15 protein-coding genes and 1 pseudogene are annotated in these 19,528 nt (G+C 74.7%); 5 read left to right on the top strand and 11 right to left on the bottom strand.

Annotated features, from left to right (window positions below; translation table 11 throughout):
- Nucleotides 1-243: 243 nt before the first annotated feature.
- The 5 genes from J0910_RS12000 to J0910_RS11980 all read left to right on the top strand — a co-directional run bounded on the left by J0910_RS12000 (nt 244) and on the right by J0910_RS11980 (nt 5,303).
- Nucleotides 244-624, top strand: coding sequence for a DUF3870 domain-containing protein (locus tag J0910_RS12000; protein ID WP_420158581.1), 381 nt, complete (start codon nt 244-246; stop codon nt 622-624).
- Nucleotides 625-642: 18 nt separating this feature from the next.
- Complete coding sequence (locus J0910_RS11995) at nt 643-1,941, top strand: CaiB/BaiF CoA transferase family protein (protein ID WP_420158580.1); 1,299 nt, start codon at nt 643-645, stop codon at nt 1,939-1,941.
- An 88-nt stretch (nt 1,942-2,029) separates the two neighbouring features.
- Complete coding sequence (locus J0910_RS11990; RefSeq protein ID WP_420158579.1) at nt 2,030-3,220, top strand: acyl-CoA dehydrogenase family protein; 1,191 nt, start codon at nt 2,030-2,032, stop codon at nt 3,218-3,220.
- A 66-nt stretch (nt 3,221-3,286) separates the two neighbouring features.
- The gene (locus J0910_RS11985) at nt 3,287-3,751 is read left to right on the top strand and encodes a nitroreductase/quinone reductase family protein (protein ID WP_420158578.1); all 465 of its coding nucleotides are present in this window, start codon (nt 3,287-3,289) and stop codon (nt 3,749-3,751) included.
- Nucleotides 3,752-4,034: 283 nt separating this feature from the next.
- The gene (locus J0910_RS11980; RefSeq protein WP_420158577.1) at nt 4,035-5,303 is read left to right on the top strand and encodes a DUF418 domain-containing protein; all 1,269 of its coding nucleotides are present in this window, start codon (nt 4,035-4,037) and stop codon (nt 5,301-5,303) included.
- A gap of 428 nt (nt 5,304-5,731) precedes the next feature.
- Here the strand turns inward: J0910_RS11980 and metK are convergent, their stop codons facing one another.
- The 11 genes and pseudogenes from metK to J0910_RS11925 form a co-directional block, all read right to left on the bottom strand.
- Nucleotides 5,732-6,925, bottom strand: a complete 1,194-nt coding sequence (gene metK, locus J0910_RS11975) for a methionine adenosyltransferase (RefSeq protein WP_420158576.1) — start codon at nt 6,923-6,925, stop codon at nt 5,732-5,734.
- Between the two features lie 364 nt (nt 6,926-7,289).
- Nucleotides 7,290-8,480: a bifunctional phosphopantothenoylcysteine decarboxylase/phosphopantothenate--cysteine ligase CoaBC gene (coaBC, locus tag J0910_RS11970; protein WP_420161965.1), complete on the bottom strand. Its 1,191-nt coding sequence runs from the start codon at nt 8,478-8,480 to the stop codon at nt 7,290-7,292.
- A 122-nt stretch (nt 8,481-8,602) separates the two neighbouring features.
- The gene (rpoZ, locus tag J0910_RS11965; protein WP_017591144.1) at nt 8,603-8,869 is read right to left on the bottom strand and encodes a DNA-directed RNA polymerase subunit omega; all 267 of its coding nucleotides are present in this window, start codon (nt 8,867-8,869) and stop codon (nt 8,603-8,605) included.
- 167 nt (nt 8,870-9,036) lie between these two features.
- On the bottom strand, nt 9,037-9,648 hold the full coding sequence (gene gmk, locus J0910_RS11960; RefSeq protein ID WP_420158575.1) for a guanylate kinase: 612 nt from the start codon (nt 9,646-9,648) through the stop codon (nt 9,037-9,039).
- A gap of 308 nt (nt 9,649-9,956) precedes the next feature.
- On the bottom strand, nt 9,957-10,277 hold the full coding sequence (gene mihF, locus J0910_RS11955) for an integration host factor, actinobacterial type (RefSeq protein ID WP_017591142.1): 321 nt from the start codon (nt 10,275-10,277) through the stop codon (nt 9,957-9,959).
- A gap of 411 nt (nt 10,278-10,688) precedes the next feature.
- The gene (pyrF, locus tag J0910_RS11950) at nt 10,689-11,393 is read right to left on the bottom strand and encodes an orotidine-5'-phosphate decarboxylase (RefSeq protein WP_420158574.1); all 705 of its coding nucleotides are present in this window, start codon (nt 11,391-11,393) and stop codon (nt 10,689-10,691) included.
- Nucleotides 11,394-11,691: 298 nt separating this feature from the next.
- On the bottom strand, nt 11,692-12,657 hold the full coding sequence (locus tag J0910_RS11945) for a dihydroorotate dehydrogenase (RefSeq protein ID WP_420161964.1): 966 nt from the start codon (nt 12,655-12,657) through the stop codon (nt 11,692-11,694).
- A gap of 41 nt (nt 12,658-12,698) precedes the next feature.
- Nucleotides 12,699-13,598 (bottom strand): dihydroorotate dehydrogenase electron transfer subunit, encoded by a 900-nt coding sequence (locus J0910_RS11940; protein ID WP_420161963.1) that lies wholly within the window; start codon nt 13,596-13,598, stop codon nt 12,699-12,701.
- A gap of 37 nt (nt 13,599-13,635) precedes the next feature.
- Nucleotides 13,636-16,935 (bottom strand): annotated as a pseudogene (gene carB / locus J0910_RS11935) (carbamoyl-phosphate synthase large subunit); the annotation flags it as partial.
- 11 nt (nt 16,936-16,946) lie between these two features.
- On the bottom strand, nt 16,947-18,125 hold the full coding sequence (gene carA / locus J0910_RS11930; RefSeq protein ID WP_420158573.1) for a glutamine-hydrolyzing carbamoyl-phosphate synthase small subunit: 1,179 nt from the start codon (nt 18,123-18,125) through the stop codon (nt 16,947-16,949).
- Nucleotides 18,122-19,441, bottom strand: coding sequence for a dihydroorotase (locus J0910_RS11925; RefSeq protein ID WP_420158572.1), 1,320 nt, complete (start codon nt 19,439-19,441; stop codon nt 18,122-18,124). The genes carA and J0910_RS11925 overlap by 4 nt, the downstream gene beginning before the upstream one ends.
- Nucleotides 19,442-19,528: the final 87 nt, after the last annotated feature.

Here is a 19,528-nt window from a genome sequence, read left to right as displayed (position 1 = left end):
GGTGGAGCCGCAGCTGTGCGCTGCCTCACACGTTCTCGCGGCCGCACCGGATGTCTCGGCATCCGAGACGGACCGTCCGCGCCGCGGCCGCGGCGGCGTTGACAACCGACCACCCGGTTCGGGAATACTTGGGGCGTCTGCCCTCCCGCTGAGGGCGCCCCGCTCTTCCCGGGTCGCCCTGCCAGGCGCGAGACTCCAGTCGACGGAGTTCTTCGGCTGCCTGAAAACGGAAGGGTCATCCGCGTGTACGGACACGTTGACATCCGGGGCCTGCTCAGCGACCCCGACACCGTCCTGGTCTCGGGCTACGCCCGGCTGCCCGACGCGGTCGCGAGCCATTCCCAGTACGAGCGCCTCGGCGTGGTGCTCGCCGTGCGCCTGTCCGACGGGGTGGTCGTCGCGGCCGACACCACCCTCCTCACCGACCTGGCCAAGGAGTTCTTCCGCGCCCTGGTCGAGGGGCTCTCCGTCGACGACGACCTCCCCGAGATCGCCGAGCGGGTCAGGACCAGGTACGCCGGCCAGTCCGGCGCTGCGCTCACCACCGCGCTCCGCCGCTGCCTGGAGACCTACCACCAACTCCGAGACGAGCGCGGCGACCGCGACGGCCGCGGCGCCGAGTAGGGAGCAGTGCACGCCGCCATGACCGAGACCCCGTCCACGACCGGCGCGGAGCCCGCGCCCCCCTCCCCCGCGCCCGGACCGCTCGCCGGGGTCCGCGTCGCCGACCTCTCCCGGGTCCTGGCCGGGCCCTACGCCACCATGCTCCTCGCCGACATGGGCGCCGAGGTGGTCAAGGTCGAGCACCCCGGGCGCGGCGACGACACCCGCGCCTGGGGGCCGCCGCACGCCGGCGGCGAGGCCGCCTACTACCTGGCCGTCAACCGCGGGAAGCGCAGCCTCGCCGCGGACCTGAAGGACCCCGGGGGCCGGGCCGCCGTGCAGGAGCTGTGCGCCCGCTCCGACGTGGTCGTCCAGAACTTCCGGCCGGGCGTCGCCGAGCGGCTCGGCCTCGGCTTCGACGCGCTGCGGGAGCGCAACCCGGCCCTGGTCTACTGCTCCATCAGCGGCTTCGGCCCGGAGCACGACCCCGCCGGGCGCCCCGGCTTCGACGTGATCGTGCAGGCCGAGAGCGGCCTGATGGGCGCCACCGGGGACCCCGGCGGCCCCGGCTTCAAGGTCGGCGTGGCCATCACCGACGTGCTCACCGGGCTGAACGCCGCGGTGGGGGTGCTCGGGGCGCTGCTGCGCGCCCGCGCCACCGGGCAGGGCTCCCAGGTCGAGGCGACCCTGGTCAACTCCGCGCTGTCCGGCCTGGTGAACCTGGCCCAGCAGGCCCTGGTGACCGGCGCCGAACCGCCCCGGATGGGCAACGCCCACTCCACCATCGTGCCCTACCAGGTGTTCCCCACCGCCGACGCGGACCTGGTCGTCGCGGCCGGCAACGACGCGCTGTTCCAGAAGCTGTGCGGCGCCCTGGACCGGCCCGACCTCGCCGCCGACCCGCGGTTCGGCACCAACCCCGACCGGGTGCGGCACCGGGAGGCGCTGGTCGGCGAGCTGACCCGGACGCTCCGCTCCCGCCCCGCCGCCGAGTGGCTGAAGCTGCTGCTGGCCGCGGGCGTCCCGGTGGGCCGGGTGCGCGGCGTGCTGGACGCGATCCGCGCCGCCGGCGCCGCCGGCGACGACGTCACCGTCCGGGTCGACCACCCCACCGCCGGGCCGCTGGAGACGGTCCGCGCCGGCTTCCGGCTGCTCGCCGACCCGGAGGGCGCCGGGGCGCCGGCCGGCCCTCCGCTGCCGCCGCCCCTGCTGGGCGAGCACTCGGTGCGGGTCCTGCGCGAGCTCGGGCTGCCCGAGGAGCGCATCGCCGCCCTGATCGAGCGGGGCGCCGTGCACCAGGCCGACCCGCGGGGCCCGGCCGCCGCGGAGCGGCCGTGACACCGGCGCGCCCGCACCCGTCCGCCCGTCCCGACGACCGCAGCCGCCTCCCGGCCTCCGCCGGAGGCCGTATCCCGAGGAGTTCCCGATGACCGACCAGCACAGGGCCCCCGCCCCCGACCCGGCCGACTTCCTGGCCGTGGACCGCTCGCTCACCGCCGAGGAGCGCGACATCCGCGACGCGGTGCGCGCCTTCGCCGAGGCCGAACTGGCGCCCAACGTCGCCGAGTGGTTCGAGGCCGGGACCATCCCCGACCCGCGCGGACTGGCCGAGCGCTTCGGCGGGCTCGGCGTGTTCGGCATGCACCTGCAGGGCTACGGCTGCACCGGGGCCGGCGCGGTCTCCTATGGCCTGGCCTGCCGCGAGCTGGAGGCGGTCGACTCCGGGCTGCGCAGCTTCGTCTCGGTCCAGGGGTCGCTGGCGATGACCGCGATCCACAGGTTCGGCTCCGAGGAGCAGAAGCAGGAGTGGCTGCCCCGGATGGCGGCCGGCGAGGCGATCGGCTGCTTCGGGCTGACCGAGCCCGACTCCGGCAGCGACCCCGGGTCGATGCGGACCCGCGCCCGCCGGGACGGCACCGACTGGGTGCTGGACGGCACCAAGATGTGGATCACCAACGGCTCCGTGGCCGACGTGGCGGTGGTCTGGGCCGCGACCGACGAGGGCGTCCGCGGGTTCCTGGTGCCGGCCGGCACCCCCGGCTTCACCGCCGGCACCATCCACCACAAGCTGTCGCTGCGCGCCTCGATCACCTCCGAGCTGGTGCTGGACGGGGTGCGGCTGCCCGCCGATGCGCTGCTGCCCGGCTCCAAGGGGCTCGGCTCACCGCTGTCCTGCCTGAACGAGGCCCGCTTCGGCATCGTGTGGGGCGCGGCGGGGGCCGCGCGCGCCTGCTACGCCGCCGCGCTGGACTACGCCGGCACCCGGGAGCAGTTCGGCCGGCCGATCGGCGCCTTCCAGCTCACCCAGCGCAAGCTCGCCGACATGGTGGTCGACGTCAACCAGGCCGGTCTGACCGCGCTGCAGATCGGCCGGCTCAAGGACGACGGCGCCTGCCACCACAACCACGTCAGCTTCGGTAAGTTCGCCAACGTGGCGGCGGCGCAGCGGGTCGCCCGCACCGCCCGCTCGGTGCACGGCGCCAACGGCATCACGCTGGAATACCCGGTGATCAGGCACATGGTGAACCTGGAGACGGTGGCCACCTACGAGGGCACCGAGGAGATCCACGCGCTGAGCATCGGCCAGGCGGTGACCGGCGTCTCGGCGTTCCGCTGACCCGGGCGTCGCCCGGGCGCCGGCGCACCCAGCACAATGGGGGTGAACCGAGTGAGGGAGTTGTCGATGGGGAACGAACCCAAGGTGTTCCGGGCCGGCAGGCTCCGGCACACCTTCGACGCGCTGGTGGAGCGCCTGGCCAAGTACGGGTGCGTCCCGTCCGACGTGTGGGTGCTGACCACGCGCGGCCGCACCTCGGGGCTGCTCCGCTCGACCCCGATCAACCTGCTCGAGAACGAGCAGGGCCGGTTCCTCGTCGCGCCCTACGGCGAGGTCGGCTGGGTGCGCAACATCCGCAAGGACGGTTTCGCGACCCTGCGCCAGGGCGGCTGGCTGGAGCTGGTGAGCGTGGTCGAGGTCGGCCCGGAGCGCGCCGCCCCGGTGCTCAGGGAGTACCTGCAGCACCCGCGGGTCGCGGTGGTCGGCCCCTACTTCCAGGCCGCGCCGGACTCCCCGGTGGAGTGGTTCCGCGACGAGGCGCACCGGCACCCGGTGTTCGAGATCGTGCGCAGCACCACGGTCCGGATCTGAGTCCGGGCGCGCCGGCGGCGCCTTTCCGGTGAGGGCGGTCCCGATCGGGGCCGCCCTTTCCCGTGCCGGGGGCCGGGTCCGTGCCGGGGACCGGGTCCGTGCCGGGGGCCGGGCGGGCGGCCGGGGGCCGCGCCGGCTACATCCAAAGCACCACCCCCCTTTCCGCAGCGCGCAGGAGGACCGCAGGGGGCGATCCGCGCCATGGTGGAGCCGCCGGGGCGGGGACCCCCGACCGGTGCCCGCCGCAGCGGCGGGGTGGACCACGGGGACGGAGCCGCAGACCATGGACGAGACCGCGCCCGGTACCGGAGCCCGGCGGGGCGGGACCGCGGCCGCGGCGCCGGCCGGAGGGGCGGAGGCCGCACCGCGGCCGGCGCCCGAAGGGCGGCGCGCCGGCCGGCTGCCCCTGCTCGACGTGCTGCGCGGCCTGGCGATCATGGGCACGCTCGGTACCAACATCTGGGTCTTCACCGCGCCCGGGGCGGAGATCGGCATGCTCAGCGGGGGCGGCGCGCCCTCGCTCGCCTCGATCCCGGCCGACCCGGTGCCCGCGGTCATCGCCGAGGCGCTGTTCCGGTTCGCCGCCAACGGCACCTCGCTCTCCCTGCTCACCCTGCTGTTCGGCGCGGGGCTGGCGATCCAGTTCCGCTCCGCGGCCAAGCGCGGGCAGAGCTGGCCCGGCCCGTACAAGTGGCGGGCGCTCTTCCTGTTCTTCGAGGGGCTGGTCCACTTCACCCTGGTCTTCGCCTGGGACGTGCTGATGGGCTATGCGGTGACCGCGCTGGTCACCGCCTGGCTGCTGGCCCGCGGCCCCCGGCTGCGCGCCGCCGCCGCCTGGACCGCCGGGGCCCTGCACCTGCTGCTGATGGCGGCGGGCACCGCGCTGCTGTCGGCGGCCGCGCAGGCCGGCGAAGGGGTCCCGGTCGACCCCGGCGCGGTGCGGCTCTACGCCGAGGGGAGCTACCCGGAGCAGGTCGCCTTCCGGCTGGAGAACCTCCTGCTGCTGCGGATCGAGCCGGTGCTCTCCTTCGGGCTGCTGCTGGTGCTCTTCCTGGCCGGCGCGGCGCTGCTCCGGGCGGGCGCGTTCTCTCCCGGCGCCGGGGGGCGGCGGCTGCGGGCCCGGATGGCCGCCTGGGGGCTGGGCGCCGGGCTGCCGCTGAAGGCCGCGGCCTCGCTCGCCGGCGCCGAGTTCCTGCTGGTCGAGCGGTACATCGGCGCGCCGATCGCGGCGATCGGGCTGGCCGGCCTGGTCGGCCTGGTCTACGACCGGATGCGCCGCACCGGCCCGGTGACCGCCGCGCTGTCCGGTGTGGGCCGCACCGCGCTCAGCGGCTACGTGCTGCAGAACGTACTGGCGATGCTGGTCTGCTACGGCTTCGGCCTGGGCCTGGCCTCCCGCTTCGCCGGGACCGGCCCGTGGTGGGTGCTCGGGCTGTGGGCCGCGCTCTGCGCCGTCCTGGTCGCCGGGAGCGCGCTCTGGCTGCGCCGGTTCGACACCGGGCCGCTGGAGGCGGTGCAGAAGGCGGCGCTGTCCCGGGCGGGCCGCGGCTGACCCCGGCGGCCCCGGAGCCGGCCGCCCGGGCGGTACGCCGACCGCTGCGGCCGGCATCCGGCGCCCACCCTGCCGGTGCCCCTGATGGTGACCGCGCCGCCCCCGGGCCGCACCCTGATCGGTGCGGCCGCCCCGACCCTGCCGGTGCCGGCCCGGCCCTCCCGGGCCAGGGCGTCCCGGTCGGCGGCGAGTACGCCGCCCCTGGCCTGTCCGAGGCGGCCCCGCCCGGGCGGCGCGGCTTCCGCTCCGGCTTCCCGTACACCGCGCCGACCGCCGGCCGGGCCCGGCGGCGATGGACCCGTGCGCGCCCGCCGGGGCCTGGGCGGCGGAGCGGTCCCCCGGCGGGACCTCCGGGGAAGACGGCGGCGGCCGCCCCCCGGGCAGGGGGCGGCCGCCGGTGGTCCGGTTCCGCTCGGGCGGTCGGGGCCTCAGGCGCCGACGGCGGCCTTGAGGGCCGCGGCGCGCTCGGTGGACTCCCAGGTGAACTCGGGGAGCTCGCGGCCGAAGTGGCCGTAGGCCGCGGTGCCGGAGTAGATCGGGCGGAGCAGGTCCAGGTCGCGCACGATGGCGGCCGGGCGCAGGTCGAAGACCTCCTTGACGGCCTTCTCGATGACGTCCGGGGCGACCTGCTCGGTGCCGAAGGTCTCGATGAAGACGCCGACCGGGTGGGCCTTGCCGATGGCGTAGGCGACCTGGACCTCGGCGCGGTCGGCGAGGCCGGCCGCGACGATGTTCTTGGCCACCCAGCGGGTCGCGTAGGCGGCGGAGCGGTCGACCTTGGACGGGTCCTTGCCGGAGAAGGCGCCGCCGCCGTGCCGGGCGTAGCCGCCGTAGGTGTCGACGATGATCTTGCGGCCGGTCAGGCCCGCGTCGCCCATCGGGCCGCCGATCTCGAACCGGCCGGTGGGGTTGACCAGCAGCCGGTAGTCGTCGGCCTCCAGCCCGTAGGAGGCGACCACCGGGGTGATCACGTGCTCCTTGATGTCCGGGGTGAGGAGCTCGTTGATGTCGATGTCCGGCGCGTGCTGGCTGGAGACGACCACGGTGTCCAGCCGGACCGGGGTGGCCCCGTCGTACTCGACGGTCACCTGGGTCTTGCCGTCCGGGCGCAGGTAGGGGACGGTCCCGTCGTGCCGCACCTGGGAGAGGCGCTGGGAGAGCGCGTGCGCGAGCTTGATCGGCAGCGGCATCAGCTCGGGGGTCTCGCGGTTGGCGTAGCCGAACATGAGGCCCTGGTCGCCGGCGCCCTGCCGGTCCAGCGCGTCGTCCTCGCCGCCGACCCGCGCCTCGTAGGCGGTGTCGACGCCCTGGGCGATGTCCGGCGACTGCTGGTCGATGGAGACCGAGACCCCGCAGGAGTCCCCGTCGAAGCCCTTGGCGGAGGAGTCGTACCCGATCTCCAGGATCTTCTTCCGGACGATCGCGGGGATGTCGACGTAGGTCTTGGTGGTGACCTCACCGGCGATGTGCACCTGCCCGGTGGTGATCAGGGTCTCCACGGCGACCCGGCTGGACGGGTCGTCCTTGAGCATCGCGTCGAGGATCGCGTCACTGATCTGGTCGGCCATCTTGTCGGGGTGGCCCTCGGTGACCGACTCGGAGGTGAAAAGGCGACGGGACACGTTGAGTGACTCCTTGCAGCGGCTGCTGGCTGACAGTTGTCTCTGCAGGACGGCTCCGCGCCGGGGAGGTGGGGTTCCACCGGGCTTCACCGAACCCGCGGGGTTGGTTTCCTGCTCCACTGTAGTGGTGCCCTGTCCGTCGCGCCCGGGGCGTGCGGCTCTGTCGGGTCCGCTCCAGCTTTTCGTTCGGCGGCGGTCGCCCGCCGCCGGTCCGCGGAACGCCACTTCAGGCGCTCACGGACCAAGTGTGACGCATGACACAGGAAAAGTTCCACGGTCGAAACCGATCATGCCCATGCGCTGGGATTTCCGTAGCGTACAGCGAAACGGGGTCGCCGCACGCGCAACACCGGAGGGGATCTTTTCACACTCGCGGGAGCCGGTCGCGGACGAGGTCCCAGACCCGGTCCGCCAGCGCGCTCTTCGGGCCGTGCGGCACCTCCGCCGAGCCGCCGTCCGAGTCCAGGATCACCGCCTGGTTGTCCTCGGTGCCGAACGCCTTCCCCTCGCCCACCTGGTTGACGACCAGCAGGTCGCAGCCCTTGCGGGCGAGCTTGGCCCGGCCGTTGGCCAGCACGTCGTCGGTCTCCGCGGCGAAGCCCGCCACCACCTGGCCGGGGGCCGTCCGCTCGCGGGAGAGCTCGGCGAGGATGTCGGGGTTCTCCACCAGCCCGATCGGCTCGGGGCCGGCGCCGGTCTTCTTGATCTTGCCGGGGGCCTGCTCGGCCGGGCGGAAGTCGGCCACGGCCGCGGCCATCACCACCGCGTCGGCGCCCCGCCGGGCCTCGAGCACCGCCTCGCGCATCTGCACCGCGGACTCGACCGGGACCAGGTCGGCGCCGGCCGGGGCGGTCAGCCCGGTGGCGGCGCTGACCAGGGTGACCCGGGCGCCGCGGGCCAGCGCGGTGGCGGCCAGCGCGTACCCCTGCCGCCCGGAGGAGCGGTTGCCCAGGTAGCGGACCGGGTCGATGGCCTCGCGGGTGCCGCCGGCCGAGACCACCACCCGCCGCCCGGCCAGGTCGGCGGGGAGGCTCCCGCGGCGCAGCACCGCCCGGCCCGCCTCGAACAGGGCCTCGGGGTCGGGCAGCCGGCCCTTGCCGGTGTCGGCGCCGGTGAGCCGGCCCACCGCGGGCTCCAGCACGATGGCGCCGCGCTCGCGCAGCAGCGCGACGTTGGCCCGGGTCGCGGGGTGCTCCCACATCTCGGTGTGCATGGCGGGGGCGAAGACGACCGGGCAGCGCGCGGTGAGCAGGGTGTTGGTGAGCAGGTCGCCGGCGAGCCCGTGCGCGGCCCGGGCCAGCAGGTCGGCGGTGGCCGGGGCGACGAAGACCAGGTCGGCGCGGCGGCCGATGCGCACGTGCGGGACCTCGTGCACGGCGTCCCAGACGCCGGTGGCCACCGGGCGGCCGGAGAGCGCGGCCCAGGTGGGCTCGCCCACGAAGCGCAGCGCCTCGGCGGTGGGCACGACCTGCACGCCGTGGCCGGACTCGGTGAAGCGGCGGAGGAGCTCGCAGGCCTTGTAGGCGGCGATGCCCGCGCCGACGCCGAGGACCACCTCGGGCGCGGCGCCGTCGTCAGTCGGTGTGTTCACGTTCGGACCCTAGCCGAGGCGGGGGCGGCGGCCGGCGCCGCCCCGGGCCGTGCCCGGGGGCGCACCGCGCCTCCGTCCCTCGGCGCTCAGTTGCCCTCGTAGGGCTCCGCCGTGAGCAGTCCGGACTTGACCTCGCGCAGGGCGATGGACAGGGCCTTCTCCTGGACCTGGGTCTCGACCAGCGGGCCGACGTACTCCAGCAGGCCCTCGCCCAGCTGGGCGTAGTAGGCGTTGATCTGCCGGGCCCGCTTGGAGGCCATGGTGACCAGGCTGTACTTGCTGTCGACGAGCTCGAGGAGGTCGTCGATGGGCGGGTTGGTGATGCCTTCGGCGACGGGCTCGGTGCCTGCCACGTGCGTCCCCCTGGACGGTCGGCGGCCCCCTGCGTGCGGGGCCTGCGTTGACGGATGGTGCGGTGGCCGCGCGCTGCGCGGCCTGCGCGGAGCCCGCGGGGCCCGCGGAACCTCCAGGATATCCGCGCCGCGGGTGCCCGGGTCCGGAGCCGGGAAGGCGCCGGCGGTCACACCTTCGGCGCGAGGACCAACGCTAGCAGCTCGTCGCGCACGTTCTCGACGGACGTGTTGACCAGCGTCGCGTCGAACTCCTTCTCCGCGGCCAGCTCGACCCGGGCGGCGTCCAGCCGGCGCCGGACCACCTCGGGCGCCTCGGTCCCGCGGCCGGTGAGCCGGCGGACCAGCTCCTCCCAGGAGGGCGGGGCGAGGAAGACGTGGAAGGAGTCGGGCTTGGACTCGCGGACCTGGCGGGCGCCCTGCAGGTCGATCTCGAGCAGGACCGGGACGCCTGCCCGCAGCCGCCGCTCGACCGGGGCGCGGGGGGTGCCGTAGCGGTTGCCCGCGAACTCGGCCCACTCCAGCAGGCTGCCCTCGGCGATCATCCGCTCGAACTCGTCGGAGCCGACGAAGAAGTACTCCACCCCGTCGGTCTCTCCGGGGCGGGGGGCGCGGGTGGTGACCGAGACCGAGAGCCACACCTCGGGGTGGTGGGCCCGGAGCTCCTTGACGACGGTGCTCTTGCCGACCCCGGAGGGGCCGGAGAGGACCGTCAGCCGCCGCTCCGGGGCGCCGGTGTCCTCCGGCCCCGCTGCGGGCCGGTCTTCGCGATCGGTAGGCACGTGGTGTTCGAACTCTCGGTGCGACGCTGGGGCTGGCTTGGCGCCGGAGGCGCCCGGCTCCGGTCGGTCCGCACGAGGGGACGCTTCCCCGGGCCGGTGATGATTGGTCTTTTATACCACCGCGCCGCGGCCCGGCGGGCCCGTCCGCACCCCCCTTGAGCGGGGTGTGCGGCGGGTCATGCCGGACCGCGGCGCTTCATGCCTCCGCCCCCGGCGCCGCCGGCCGCCTCCGCTGGATGCGGGCGGCCGGGCGGCTCCGGCGCGGCCCCGTCAGCGCGGGGCCGCTTGGGGCGGCTGGATCGACCGCCTTACTTGGCGCCGCCGAACTCGCGCTCCAGGGAGGCGCGCTGGTTGGCGCCCAGCCCCCGGACGCGGCGCGACTCGGCGATGTTGAGCCGCTCCATGATCTGCTTGGCGCGGACCTTGCCGACGCCGGGGAGCGACTCCAGCAGAGCCGAGACCTTCATCTTGCCGATGACGTCGTCGGTCTGGCCGTCGGCGAGCACCTCCGACAGGGAGACGCCGCCGTGCTTCAGGCGGTTCTTGACTTCCGCGCGCTCTTTTCTGGCCTTAGCGGCCTTCTCCAGAGCCGCGGCGCGCTGCTCGGGTGTGAGGGGAGGAAGGGCCACGCCGGGTCACCTCGGTTTTCTCTCGTTCGTGGAGGGCGGACGCCTGCGCAAGTTAGTAGGTTCCGACCCTGTTCGGCAACGCAAAGTGGCCCTTCGAGCGCTAATAGAGCGGCAATTCATCCAATTAATCACGCTCTGTCCTCGCTCGATTGCGCTGTGCGGTTGAATTCAGGACTTTTGGCCCTCCGCACCGCGGACGCCTCATTCCCGCGAACCGCTCCCCTCCTGGGCCGGAACCGGTCGCGCCCGGTCCGGACCTCCGGATTTCGGACACCTGAATACGGCGGCACCTTGCGTCCGCAATCGGATACTGTGGGGCACGAGAAGGCCGTGCGGCCGGCCCCGGACACGCCCGAGGGCGGGCCCCGCCGTGCCGCGGGGACCCGCCCTCGTCTCGCTCCTCCGGCCGGTTCAGGACCGGCCGGCCGCCTCCGCCCGGCGCAGCGCCGCCGCCAGCGAGGCCGCGGCCGCGCCCGGGTCCGCCGCCCGGGTGATCGGCCGGCCGACGACCAGCAGGTCCGCGCCGGCCGCCAGGGCCTCCTCCGGCGTCGCCACCCGGGCCTGGTCGCCCCGGTCCGCGCCGGCCGGGCGCACGCCCGGCGTGATGAGCTGCACGTCCGGGCCGACCTCGGCGCGGAGCGCGGGCACCTCGTGCGGCGAGCAGACCAGCGCCTGCGCGCCGGCCCCCACCGCGAGCACCGCCAGCCGGCGGGCCGCGTCGGCCGCCGGTCCGCGCATCCCGATGGCCTCCAGCGCCGTGTCGTCCAGCGAGGTCAGCACGGTGACCGCGGCGATGCGGGTGTCCGGCGCCGCCTCCACCGCGGCCTTGATCATGTCCGCCCCGCCCGCCGCGTGCACGGTCAGGATGGACGGCTTCAGCCGGGCCACGTTGCGCGCGGCCCCGGCCACCGTGGCCGGGATGTCGTGCAGCTTCAGGTCGAGGAAGACCGAGACGGGGTTGGCCCCGCGCACCGTGCCGATCACCTCGGGCCCGTAGCGCAGGTAGAGCTCCAGCCCGACCTTGACGGTGCTGACGTGCGGGGCGACCGCGGACGCCCAGCGGGCCGCGGTCTCGATCTCGGGTGCGTCGATGGCTACTGCGATGGGCGCGGCCACGATCCTTCTCCTTCGTGAGCGGAACTGAGCGGGGATCTCCCGCCGCCGGGCGGCTGCGGGAGGGCGAACCGCACGGGCGGCGCGGCGACCTGGTCCACTGCACCGTGCAGGTTCCCTGCATCGGCCGGTTCATGCACGTCGCGCCCATCGGGGCACGACGCGCCTTCCCGGCCCTGAAACGGCCCCAGCGGCCCCGGGAGCCGCCGGCGGAAGCCCGGCGACGCGGGAGCGTGTCCGCGCCGCCACAGGCTGTCTCACAGGCCCGGCCGCCCCTGCTCAGGGCGGGCGGGCCCGGTGCTCAGCCGCGCGGGAGCGGTCCCGCGCCGGCCGCCGCACCGAGCGGGCGGTGCGCCGCGCCCACCACGTCGCGGACCCGGTCCACTCCGTGCTCGGCGAGCGCCTCCTCCAGCTCCCGGACGATGCGCACGCAGGCCGAGGGGTCGTGGAAGGTCACCGTCCCCACCGCGACCGCCGTGGCGCCCGCGGCCAGGAATTCCAGGACGTCGCCCCCGGTGCGCACCCCGCCGCTGCCGATGATCGGCAGCTCGGGCAGGGCCGCGTGCACCCGGTGCACGCAGCCCACCGCGATCGGGCGGATCGCCGGCCCGGAGACCCCGCCCATGCCGCCGGCCACCGCCGGGCGCAGCGTGCGCGGGTCGATCGCCATCCCGCGCACCGTGTTGATCAGCGACAGGCCGTCCGCGCGGGCCTGCGCGCAGGCCTCGGCCAGGTCCACCGGGTCGGGCACGTCGGCGGCCAGCTTGGCGAAGACCGGGATGTCGGAGCGGGTGTGCGAGCGGACCGCGTGCACCACCCGGGCCGCCTCCCGCGGGTCGTCGGTGAAGTGCCGCCCCCGGTCGGAGGGGTTCGGGCAGGAGAGGTTGACCTCCACGAAGGAGACCCCGGACGCCTCGGAGAGGCGCCGGGCCAGCTCGCCGTACTCCGCGGCCCCGCTCCCGGCCAGCGAGACCCCGACCCGGGCCCCGCGGGAGAGCAGCCAGGGCAGGTCGCGCTGGAGGAAGACCTCGATCCCCGGCCCCTGCAGGCCGGTGGCGCTGAGCATCCCGCTGGGCGTCTCGGCGATCCGCGGCGCCGGGTGGCCGGCCCGCGGCTCCACCGTCACCGACTTGGTGATCAGCGCGCCGATCCCGGCCAGGTCGAAGAACTGGGCCAGTTCCCGGCCGGTCCCGGCGCAGCCCGCCGCGGCGAGCACCGGGTTGGCCAACTCCACGTCCTTGAGCCGGACCCGCAGGTCGGTGCCCATCCAGCCTCCTCGCTCTCCCGGCCCGCCCGGCGGGGGCGGGCTCATCCGGCCTCGCGGTCGGCCGGGTCCACGGCGGCGTCGGCCGCCGGCTTCCATCCGGGGGCGCCCAGCGCGTCGAAGGGGATGGTGCCGACGTCGTCGAAGCGCACCCGCTCGCCGCGGAAGACCGGGCCGTCCACGCAGGCGCGGACCATCCGGGTGATGCCGTCCTCCCCCGAGACCGGGACCACGCAGGCCATGCAGACCCCGGTGCCGCAGGCCATCGTCTCCTCCACCGCCACCTGGATCGGGATGCCGTGCTCGGCGGCGACCGCGGTGGCCTCGCGCAGCATCGGCATCGGACCGCAGGCGTAGACCACGTCCGAGCGGGCCTCCTCGATCACCCGGCCCAGCGGCGCGGTGACCGGGCCGCGCACCCCGAACGAGCCGTCGTCGGTGGTGAAGGTCGCGGTCTCGGCGATGCGGCGGGCGGTGATCGCGCTGAACACCCGGTCCGCCGAGGCGCCGCCGAGCACCGCGTCGACCCGGCAGCCGCGGCGGCGCAGCGCGTGCGCCAGCGGGAACAGCGGGGCGCTGCCCGAGCCGCCGCCGACCAGCACGCAGTTGACCGGGTCGCGGGGCAGCGGGAAGGGCCGGCCCAGCGGGCCGACCAGGTCGAGCAGGTCCCGGGAGCGGCGCTCGGCGAGCCAGGCGGTGCCCGCGCCGCGCACCGAGAACAGGAACTCCACGGTGCCGCCGTAGTCCGGTTTGACGTCGTGCACCGCGAACGGCCGGCGCAGCAGCATGCTGGACTGCTCGCCGCCGACCGCGGCGGCGACGAACTGCCCGGCCCGGAAGCGCTCCGCGATCCCCGGGGCGACCACGGTGATCGCGTAGTAGGCGTCCACCCTCCGCACGGTCAGCACCGGGCAGCGCATCTGCAACGGACCGAAGTCGCTCAACCTTGTCGTCCTGCCTCACTGCGACACTGGGGCGGGCGCGGCGGGCGCCGCGCAGCGACTCGGCGTGCTCCTGGAGGGAGCGGACCCCGATCTCCCCGCGCGCGAGCGCCTCGATGCCCTGCACCGCGGCGGCCAGCCCCTGCACCGTCGTGACGCTGGGGACGCCGCGCACCACCGCGGCGGTGCGGATCTCGTAGCCGTCCAGCCGGGGGCCGGACTGCCCGGCACCGCCGAACGGGGTGTTGACGATGAGGTCCACCGCGCCGTCGTGGATCAGTTGCACGATAGTGGGTTCCCCCTCGGGGCCGGGACCTTCGCTGTGCTTGCGCACGGCCCGGGCGGGCACCCCGTTGCGCCGCAGCACCCAGGAGGTGCCCTCGGTGGCCAGGATCTCGAAGCCGAGGTCCGCCAGGCGCTTGACCGGGAAGATCATGTGCCGCTTGTCCTGGTTGGCCACCGACACGAAGACCGTGCCCCGGGTGGGCAGCGGGCCGTAGGCGGCCTGCTGCGACTTGGCGTAGGCCGCGCCGAAGTCGGCGTCCAGGCCCATCACCTCGCCGGTGGAGCGCATCTCCGGGCCGAGCACGGTGTCCACGCCCTCGCCCTGGCGGTCGATGAACCGGTTGAACGGCAGCACCGCCTCCTTGACCGCGACCGGCGCGTCCATCGGCAGGGTCGCCCCGTCCCCGGAGGCCGGGAGGATCCCTTCGGCGCGCAGCTCGGCGACGGAGGCGCCGAGCATCACCCGGGCCGCGGCCTTGGCCAGCGGCACCGCGGTGGCCTTGGAGACGAACGGCACGGTGCGCGAGGCCCGCGGGTTGGCCTCCAGCACGTAGAGCACGCCGGAGGCGAGCGCGTACTGGACGTTGAGCAGGCCGCGCACCCCGGTGCCGCGGGCGATGCCCTCGGTGGAGTAGCGGATCCGCTCGATGTCCTCGCCGCCCAGGGTGATCGAGGGCAGCGCGCAGGCCGAGTCGCCGGAGTGGATGCCGGCCTCCTCGATGTGCTCCATCACGCCGCCGAGGTAGAGCTCCTCGCCGTCGTAGAGCGCGTCCACGTCGATCTCGATGGCGTCGTCGAGGAAGCGGTCGATGAGCACCGGGTGGTCCGGGCTGACCTCGGCGTTGCGCTCGATGTAGTCGGCCAGCATGGCCTCGCCGTAGACGATCTCCATGCCGCGGCCGCCCAGCACGTAGGAGGGGCGGACCATCACCGGGTAGCCGATCTCGTCGGCGACCCGGCGCGCCTCGTCGAAGGAGAACGCGGTGCCGTGCTTGGGCGCGGGCAGCCCGGCCCGCTCCAGCACCTCGCCGAAGGCGCCGCGGTCCTCGGCCAGGTCGATCGCCTCGGGGCTGGTGCCGACGATGGGCACCCCGGCCTCCTTGAGGCGGCGCGCCAGGCCCAGCGGGGTCTGCCCGCCCAGCTGCACGACCACGCCGACCACGGTGCCGGTGAGCTGCTCGGCCCGGACGACCTCCAGGACGTCCTCCAGGGTGAGCGGCTCGAAGTAGAGCCGGTCGCTGGTGTCGTAGTCGGTGGAGACCGTCTCCGGGTTGCAGTTGACCATGACGGTCTCGTAGCCCGCCTCGGAGAGCGCGAAGGAGGCGTGCACGCAGCTGTAGTCGAACTCGACGCCCTGGCCGATCCGGTTCGGGCCGGAGCCGAGGATGATCACCTTGGGGCGGGTGCCCTGCGGGACCTCGGTCTCCTCGTCGTAGCTGGAGTACAGGTAGGGCGTCCGCGCGGCGAACTCCGCCGCGCAGGTGTCCACGGTCAGGTAGACCGGGTGCACGTCCAGGGCCCCGCGCAGCTCCCGGACGACCTCCTCGGACTTGCCGGTGATCTCGCCGATCTGCAGGTCGGAGAAGCCCAGCCGCTTGGCGCCGCGCAGCGCCCCGGCGTCCAGCTGCGGCGCGGCGGCCAGCTTGCGGGCGGTCTCCTCCAGCAGCAGCATCTGGTCGAGGAACCACGGGTCGATGCCGGTGGCCTCGTAGAGCTCGCGCACGGTGGCGCCGGCGCGCAGCGCCTGCTGCACCTGGCGGAGCCGGTACTCGCCCGGGGTCGCCGCGGCGCGGAGCAGCCCCTCCTTGTCGCCCGGCTCGCCGGCCCAGGTCAGGCCGGTGCCCTTCTTCTCCACCGAGCGCATCGCCTTCTGCAGCGCCTCGGGGAAGGAGCGGCCGATGGCCATCGCCTCGCCCACCGACTTCATGGTGGTGGTCAGGCCGGGGTCGGCGCCGGGGAACTTCTCGAAGGCGAACCGCGGGACCTTGACCACCACGTAGTCGAGGCTGGGCTCGAAGCTGGCCGGGGTCTCCCGGGTGATGTCGTTGGGGATCTCGTCCAGGGTGTAGCCGACCGCCAGCTTCGCGGCGATCTTGGCGATCGGGAAGCCGGTGGCCTTGGAGGCCAGCGCCGAGGAGCGGGAGACCCGCGGGTTCATCTCGATGACGATGAGCCGGCCGTCGTCCGGGTTGACCGCGAACTGGATGTTGCAGCCGCCGGTGTCCACGCCGACCGCGCGGATGACCGCGATGCCGACGTCGCGCATCCGCTGGTACTCGCGGTCGGTGAGGGTCATGGCGGGGGCCACGGTCACCGAGTCGCCAGTGTGCACGCCCATCGGGTCGAAGTTCTCGATGGAGCAGACGACGACCACGTTGTCGTTGCCGTCGCGCATCAGCTCCAGCTCGTACTCCTTCCAGCCGAGGATGGACTCCTCCAGGAGCACCTCGGTGGTCGGCGAGAGGGTGAGCCCCTGCCCGGCGATGCGGCGCAGCTCGGCCTCGTCGTGGGCGAAGCCGGAGCCGGAGCCGCCCATGGTGAAGGAGGGGCGGACCACGACCGGGTAGCCGAGGTCGCCGGCGGCCTCCAGGCACTCCTCGATGGAGTGGCAGATCCGGGACCGGGCGGACTCGCCGCCGATCCGCTCCACGATGCCCTTGAAGGTCTCCCGGTCCTCGCCGGCCTGGATGGCGTCGACGTCGGCGCCGATGAGCTCGACGCCGTACTTCTGCAGCACCCCCGCCTCGTGCAGGGCGATCGCGGTGTTCAGCGCGGTCTGGCCGCCCAGGGTGGGCAGCAGGGCGTCGGGGCGCTCCTTGGCGATGATCTTCTCGACCATCTCCGGGGTGATCGGCTCGACGTAGGTGGCGTCGGCGATCTCCGGGTCGGTCATGATGGTCGCCGGGTTGGAGTTGACCAGGATGACGCGCAGGCCCTCGGCCTTGAGCACGCGGCACGCCTGGGTCCCGGAGTAGTCGAACTCGGCGGCCTGCCCGATCACGATGGGACCGGAGCCGACCACGAGTACGGATGACAGATCACTACGGCGCGGCATGGTTCCCTCTACTACTGATCGTGCCGGTTGGTCTGCGGGGTGCCCGCGGAGGCCCGCTCGGCCTCCATCAGGTCGCAGAACGCGTCGAACAGGTCGGCGGCGTCGTGCGGGCCCGCCGCGGCCTCCGGGTGGTACTGGACGCTGAACGCCGGCCGGTCGAGGAGCCGCAGCCCCTCCACCACCCCGTCGTTGAGGTCGACGTGGCTGACCTCGGCCCGCCCGAACGGGGTGTCGAACGGCCCGCCGGTGGGGGCGTCGACCGCGAAGCCGTGGTTGTGGCTGGTGATGTGGACCCGCTTGGTGTGCACGTCCTGCACCGGCTGGTTCACCCCGCGGTGGCCGAAGCGCAGCTTGAAGGTGCCCAGGCCGAGGGCGCGGCCGAGGATCTGGTTGCCGAAGCAGATGCCGAAGAAGGGCTTGCGGGCCTCCAGCACGGCGCGCAGCGCCTCGACGCTGGCGTCCGCGGTGGCCGGGTCGCCGGGGCCGTTGCTGAAGAACACCCCGTCGGTGCCGAGCGCCAGGATCTCCTCGGCGGTGGCCGTGCCGGGCAGCACGGTGACCTCGCAGCCCCGCTCGGCGAGGCGCTGCGGGGTCATCGCCTTGATGCCCAGGTCGACCGCTGCGACGGTGAACCGGACCGGCGTCCCCTCCGGCGGCCGCACGGTGTACGGCTCGGCGGTGGTGACCTCGCCGGACAGGTCGGCGCCGGTCATCTTCGGCGAGGCGGCGACCTTCTCCAGCAGGCGGGCCGGGTCGTGCTCCTCGGTGCTGATCACCGCGCGCATCGCCCCGCGGTCGCGCAGGTGCCGGGTGAGCGCCCGGGTGCCGTCGACGGCGATGCCCACCACGCCCTGGCGGCGCAGCTCCTCGTCCAGGGTCCGCTGGGCGCGCCAGTTGGAGGGGACCCGCGCGGGCTCGCGCACCACGTAGCCGGCCACCCAGACGCGGCCGGACTCGGGGTCGTCGTCGTTGACCCCGGTGTTGCCGATGTGCGGCGCCGTCATGGTGACGATCTGGCGGTGGTAGGACGGGTCGGTCAGCGTCTCCTGGTAGCCGGTCATGCCGGTGTTGAAGACGATCTCGCCGAAGGTCTCGCCGTGCGCGCCGAAGGAGCGGCCGCGGAAGACGCGGCCGTCCTCCAGCACCAGGGTGGCGGGGACGGTTTCGGGACCGGTCGGTTGTTCAGTCACTGGATCTTCCCATCGAGGACCGTCGGGACGCCGCGCAGGAACGTGCCGGTGACGCGTCCCGGCAGGCGCATGCCCCGATACGGGCTGTTGGTGCTCTTGGACTCCATCGCCGCGGGGTCGACCAGCCGCTCGGCGGAGGCGTCGTAGAGCGCGATGTTGGCGGGCTCCCCGGCGGCCAGCGGCCGGCCGTGGCCGGTGAGGCGGCCGATCCGGGCCGGCGCGGCCGACATCCGGTCGGCGACCGCGGCCCAGTCCAGCAGGCCGGTGTCGACCATGGTGTGCTGGACCACCGAGAGCGCGGTCTCCAGGCCGAGCATGCCCATGGCCGCGTTGGCCCACTCGGTCTCCTTGGCCTCGATCGGGTGCGGGGCGTGGTCGGTGGCCACGCAGTCGATCGTGCCGTCGGCCAGCCCCTCGCGCAGCGCGTGCACGTCGGCGGCGGTGCGCAGCGGCGGGTTGACCTTGTAGATCGGGTCGTACCCCTCCACCAGGTCGTCGGTGAGCAGCAGGTGGTGCGGGGTCACCTCGGCGGTGACGTCGCAGCCGCGCTGCTTGGCCCAGCGGATGATCTCCACCGAGCCCTTGGTGGAGACGTGGCAGACGTGCAGCCGGGAGCCGACGTGCTCGGCGAGCAGGCAGTCGCGGGCGATGACCGCCTCCTCGGCGACCGCGGGCCAGCCGGCCAGGCCGAGCCGGTCGGAGACCTCGCCCTCGTTCATCTGCGCGCCCTGGGTGAGCCGGGGGTCCTGGGCGTGCTGGGCGACCACCCCGTCGAAGGCCTTGACGTACTCCAGGGCGCGCCGCATCAGCAGCGGGTCGGAGACGCACATGCCGTCGTCGGAGAAGACCCGCACCCGGGCCACCGAGTCGGCCATCGCGCCCAGCTCGGCGAGGCGCTCGCCGGCCAGGCCGCGGGTGACCGCGCCGACCGGGCGCACGTCGCAGCGGCCGGAGTCGCGGCCCAGCCGCCACACCTGCTCGACCACGCCGGCGGTGTCGGCGACGGGGTCGGTGTTGGCCATGGCGTGCACCGCGGTGAAGCCGCCCATGGCGGCCGAGCGGCAGCCGCTGGCCACCGTCTCGGCGTCCTCCCGGCCCGGCTCGCGCAGGTGGGTGTGGAGGTCGACCAGGCCCGGCAGGGCGATCGCCCCGTCCGCTTCCACGGTCCGGGCCGACGCGCCGGCCTCCGCCGCGGCCTGCGGGCCGACGGCGGCGATCTCGCCGCCGCGGACCAGGATGTCGGCCGGTTCCCCGCCGAGCGGCCGCGCCCCGCGGATCAGGCAGTCCGTGCCGCCGCTCTCGTTCTCATTGGGCATTGCCCGCTTTTCCCTTCGTCCTTCGGTCGCCCCGGCGCGCCGGCCGCGGCACCGTGCGGAAGTCTGCTGCGGCCGCGTCCCGGCGGC

The organism is Nocardiopsis oceanisediminis (assembly GCF_048595525.1).
Lineage (GTDB): Bacteria > Actinomycetota > Actinomycetes > Streptosporangiales > Streptosporangiaceae > Nocardiopsis_A > Nocardiopsis_A oceanisediminis.
Note: the sequence above shows the minus strand (reverse complement) of the source record. Positions and strands in the feature narration are given on the sequence as shown.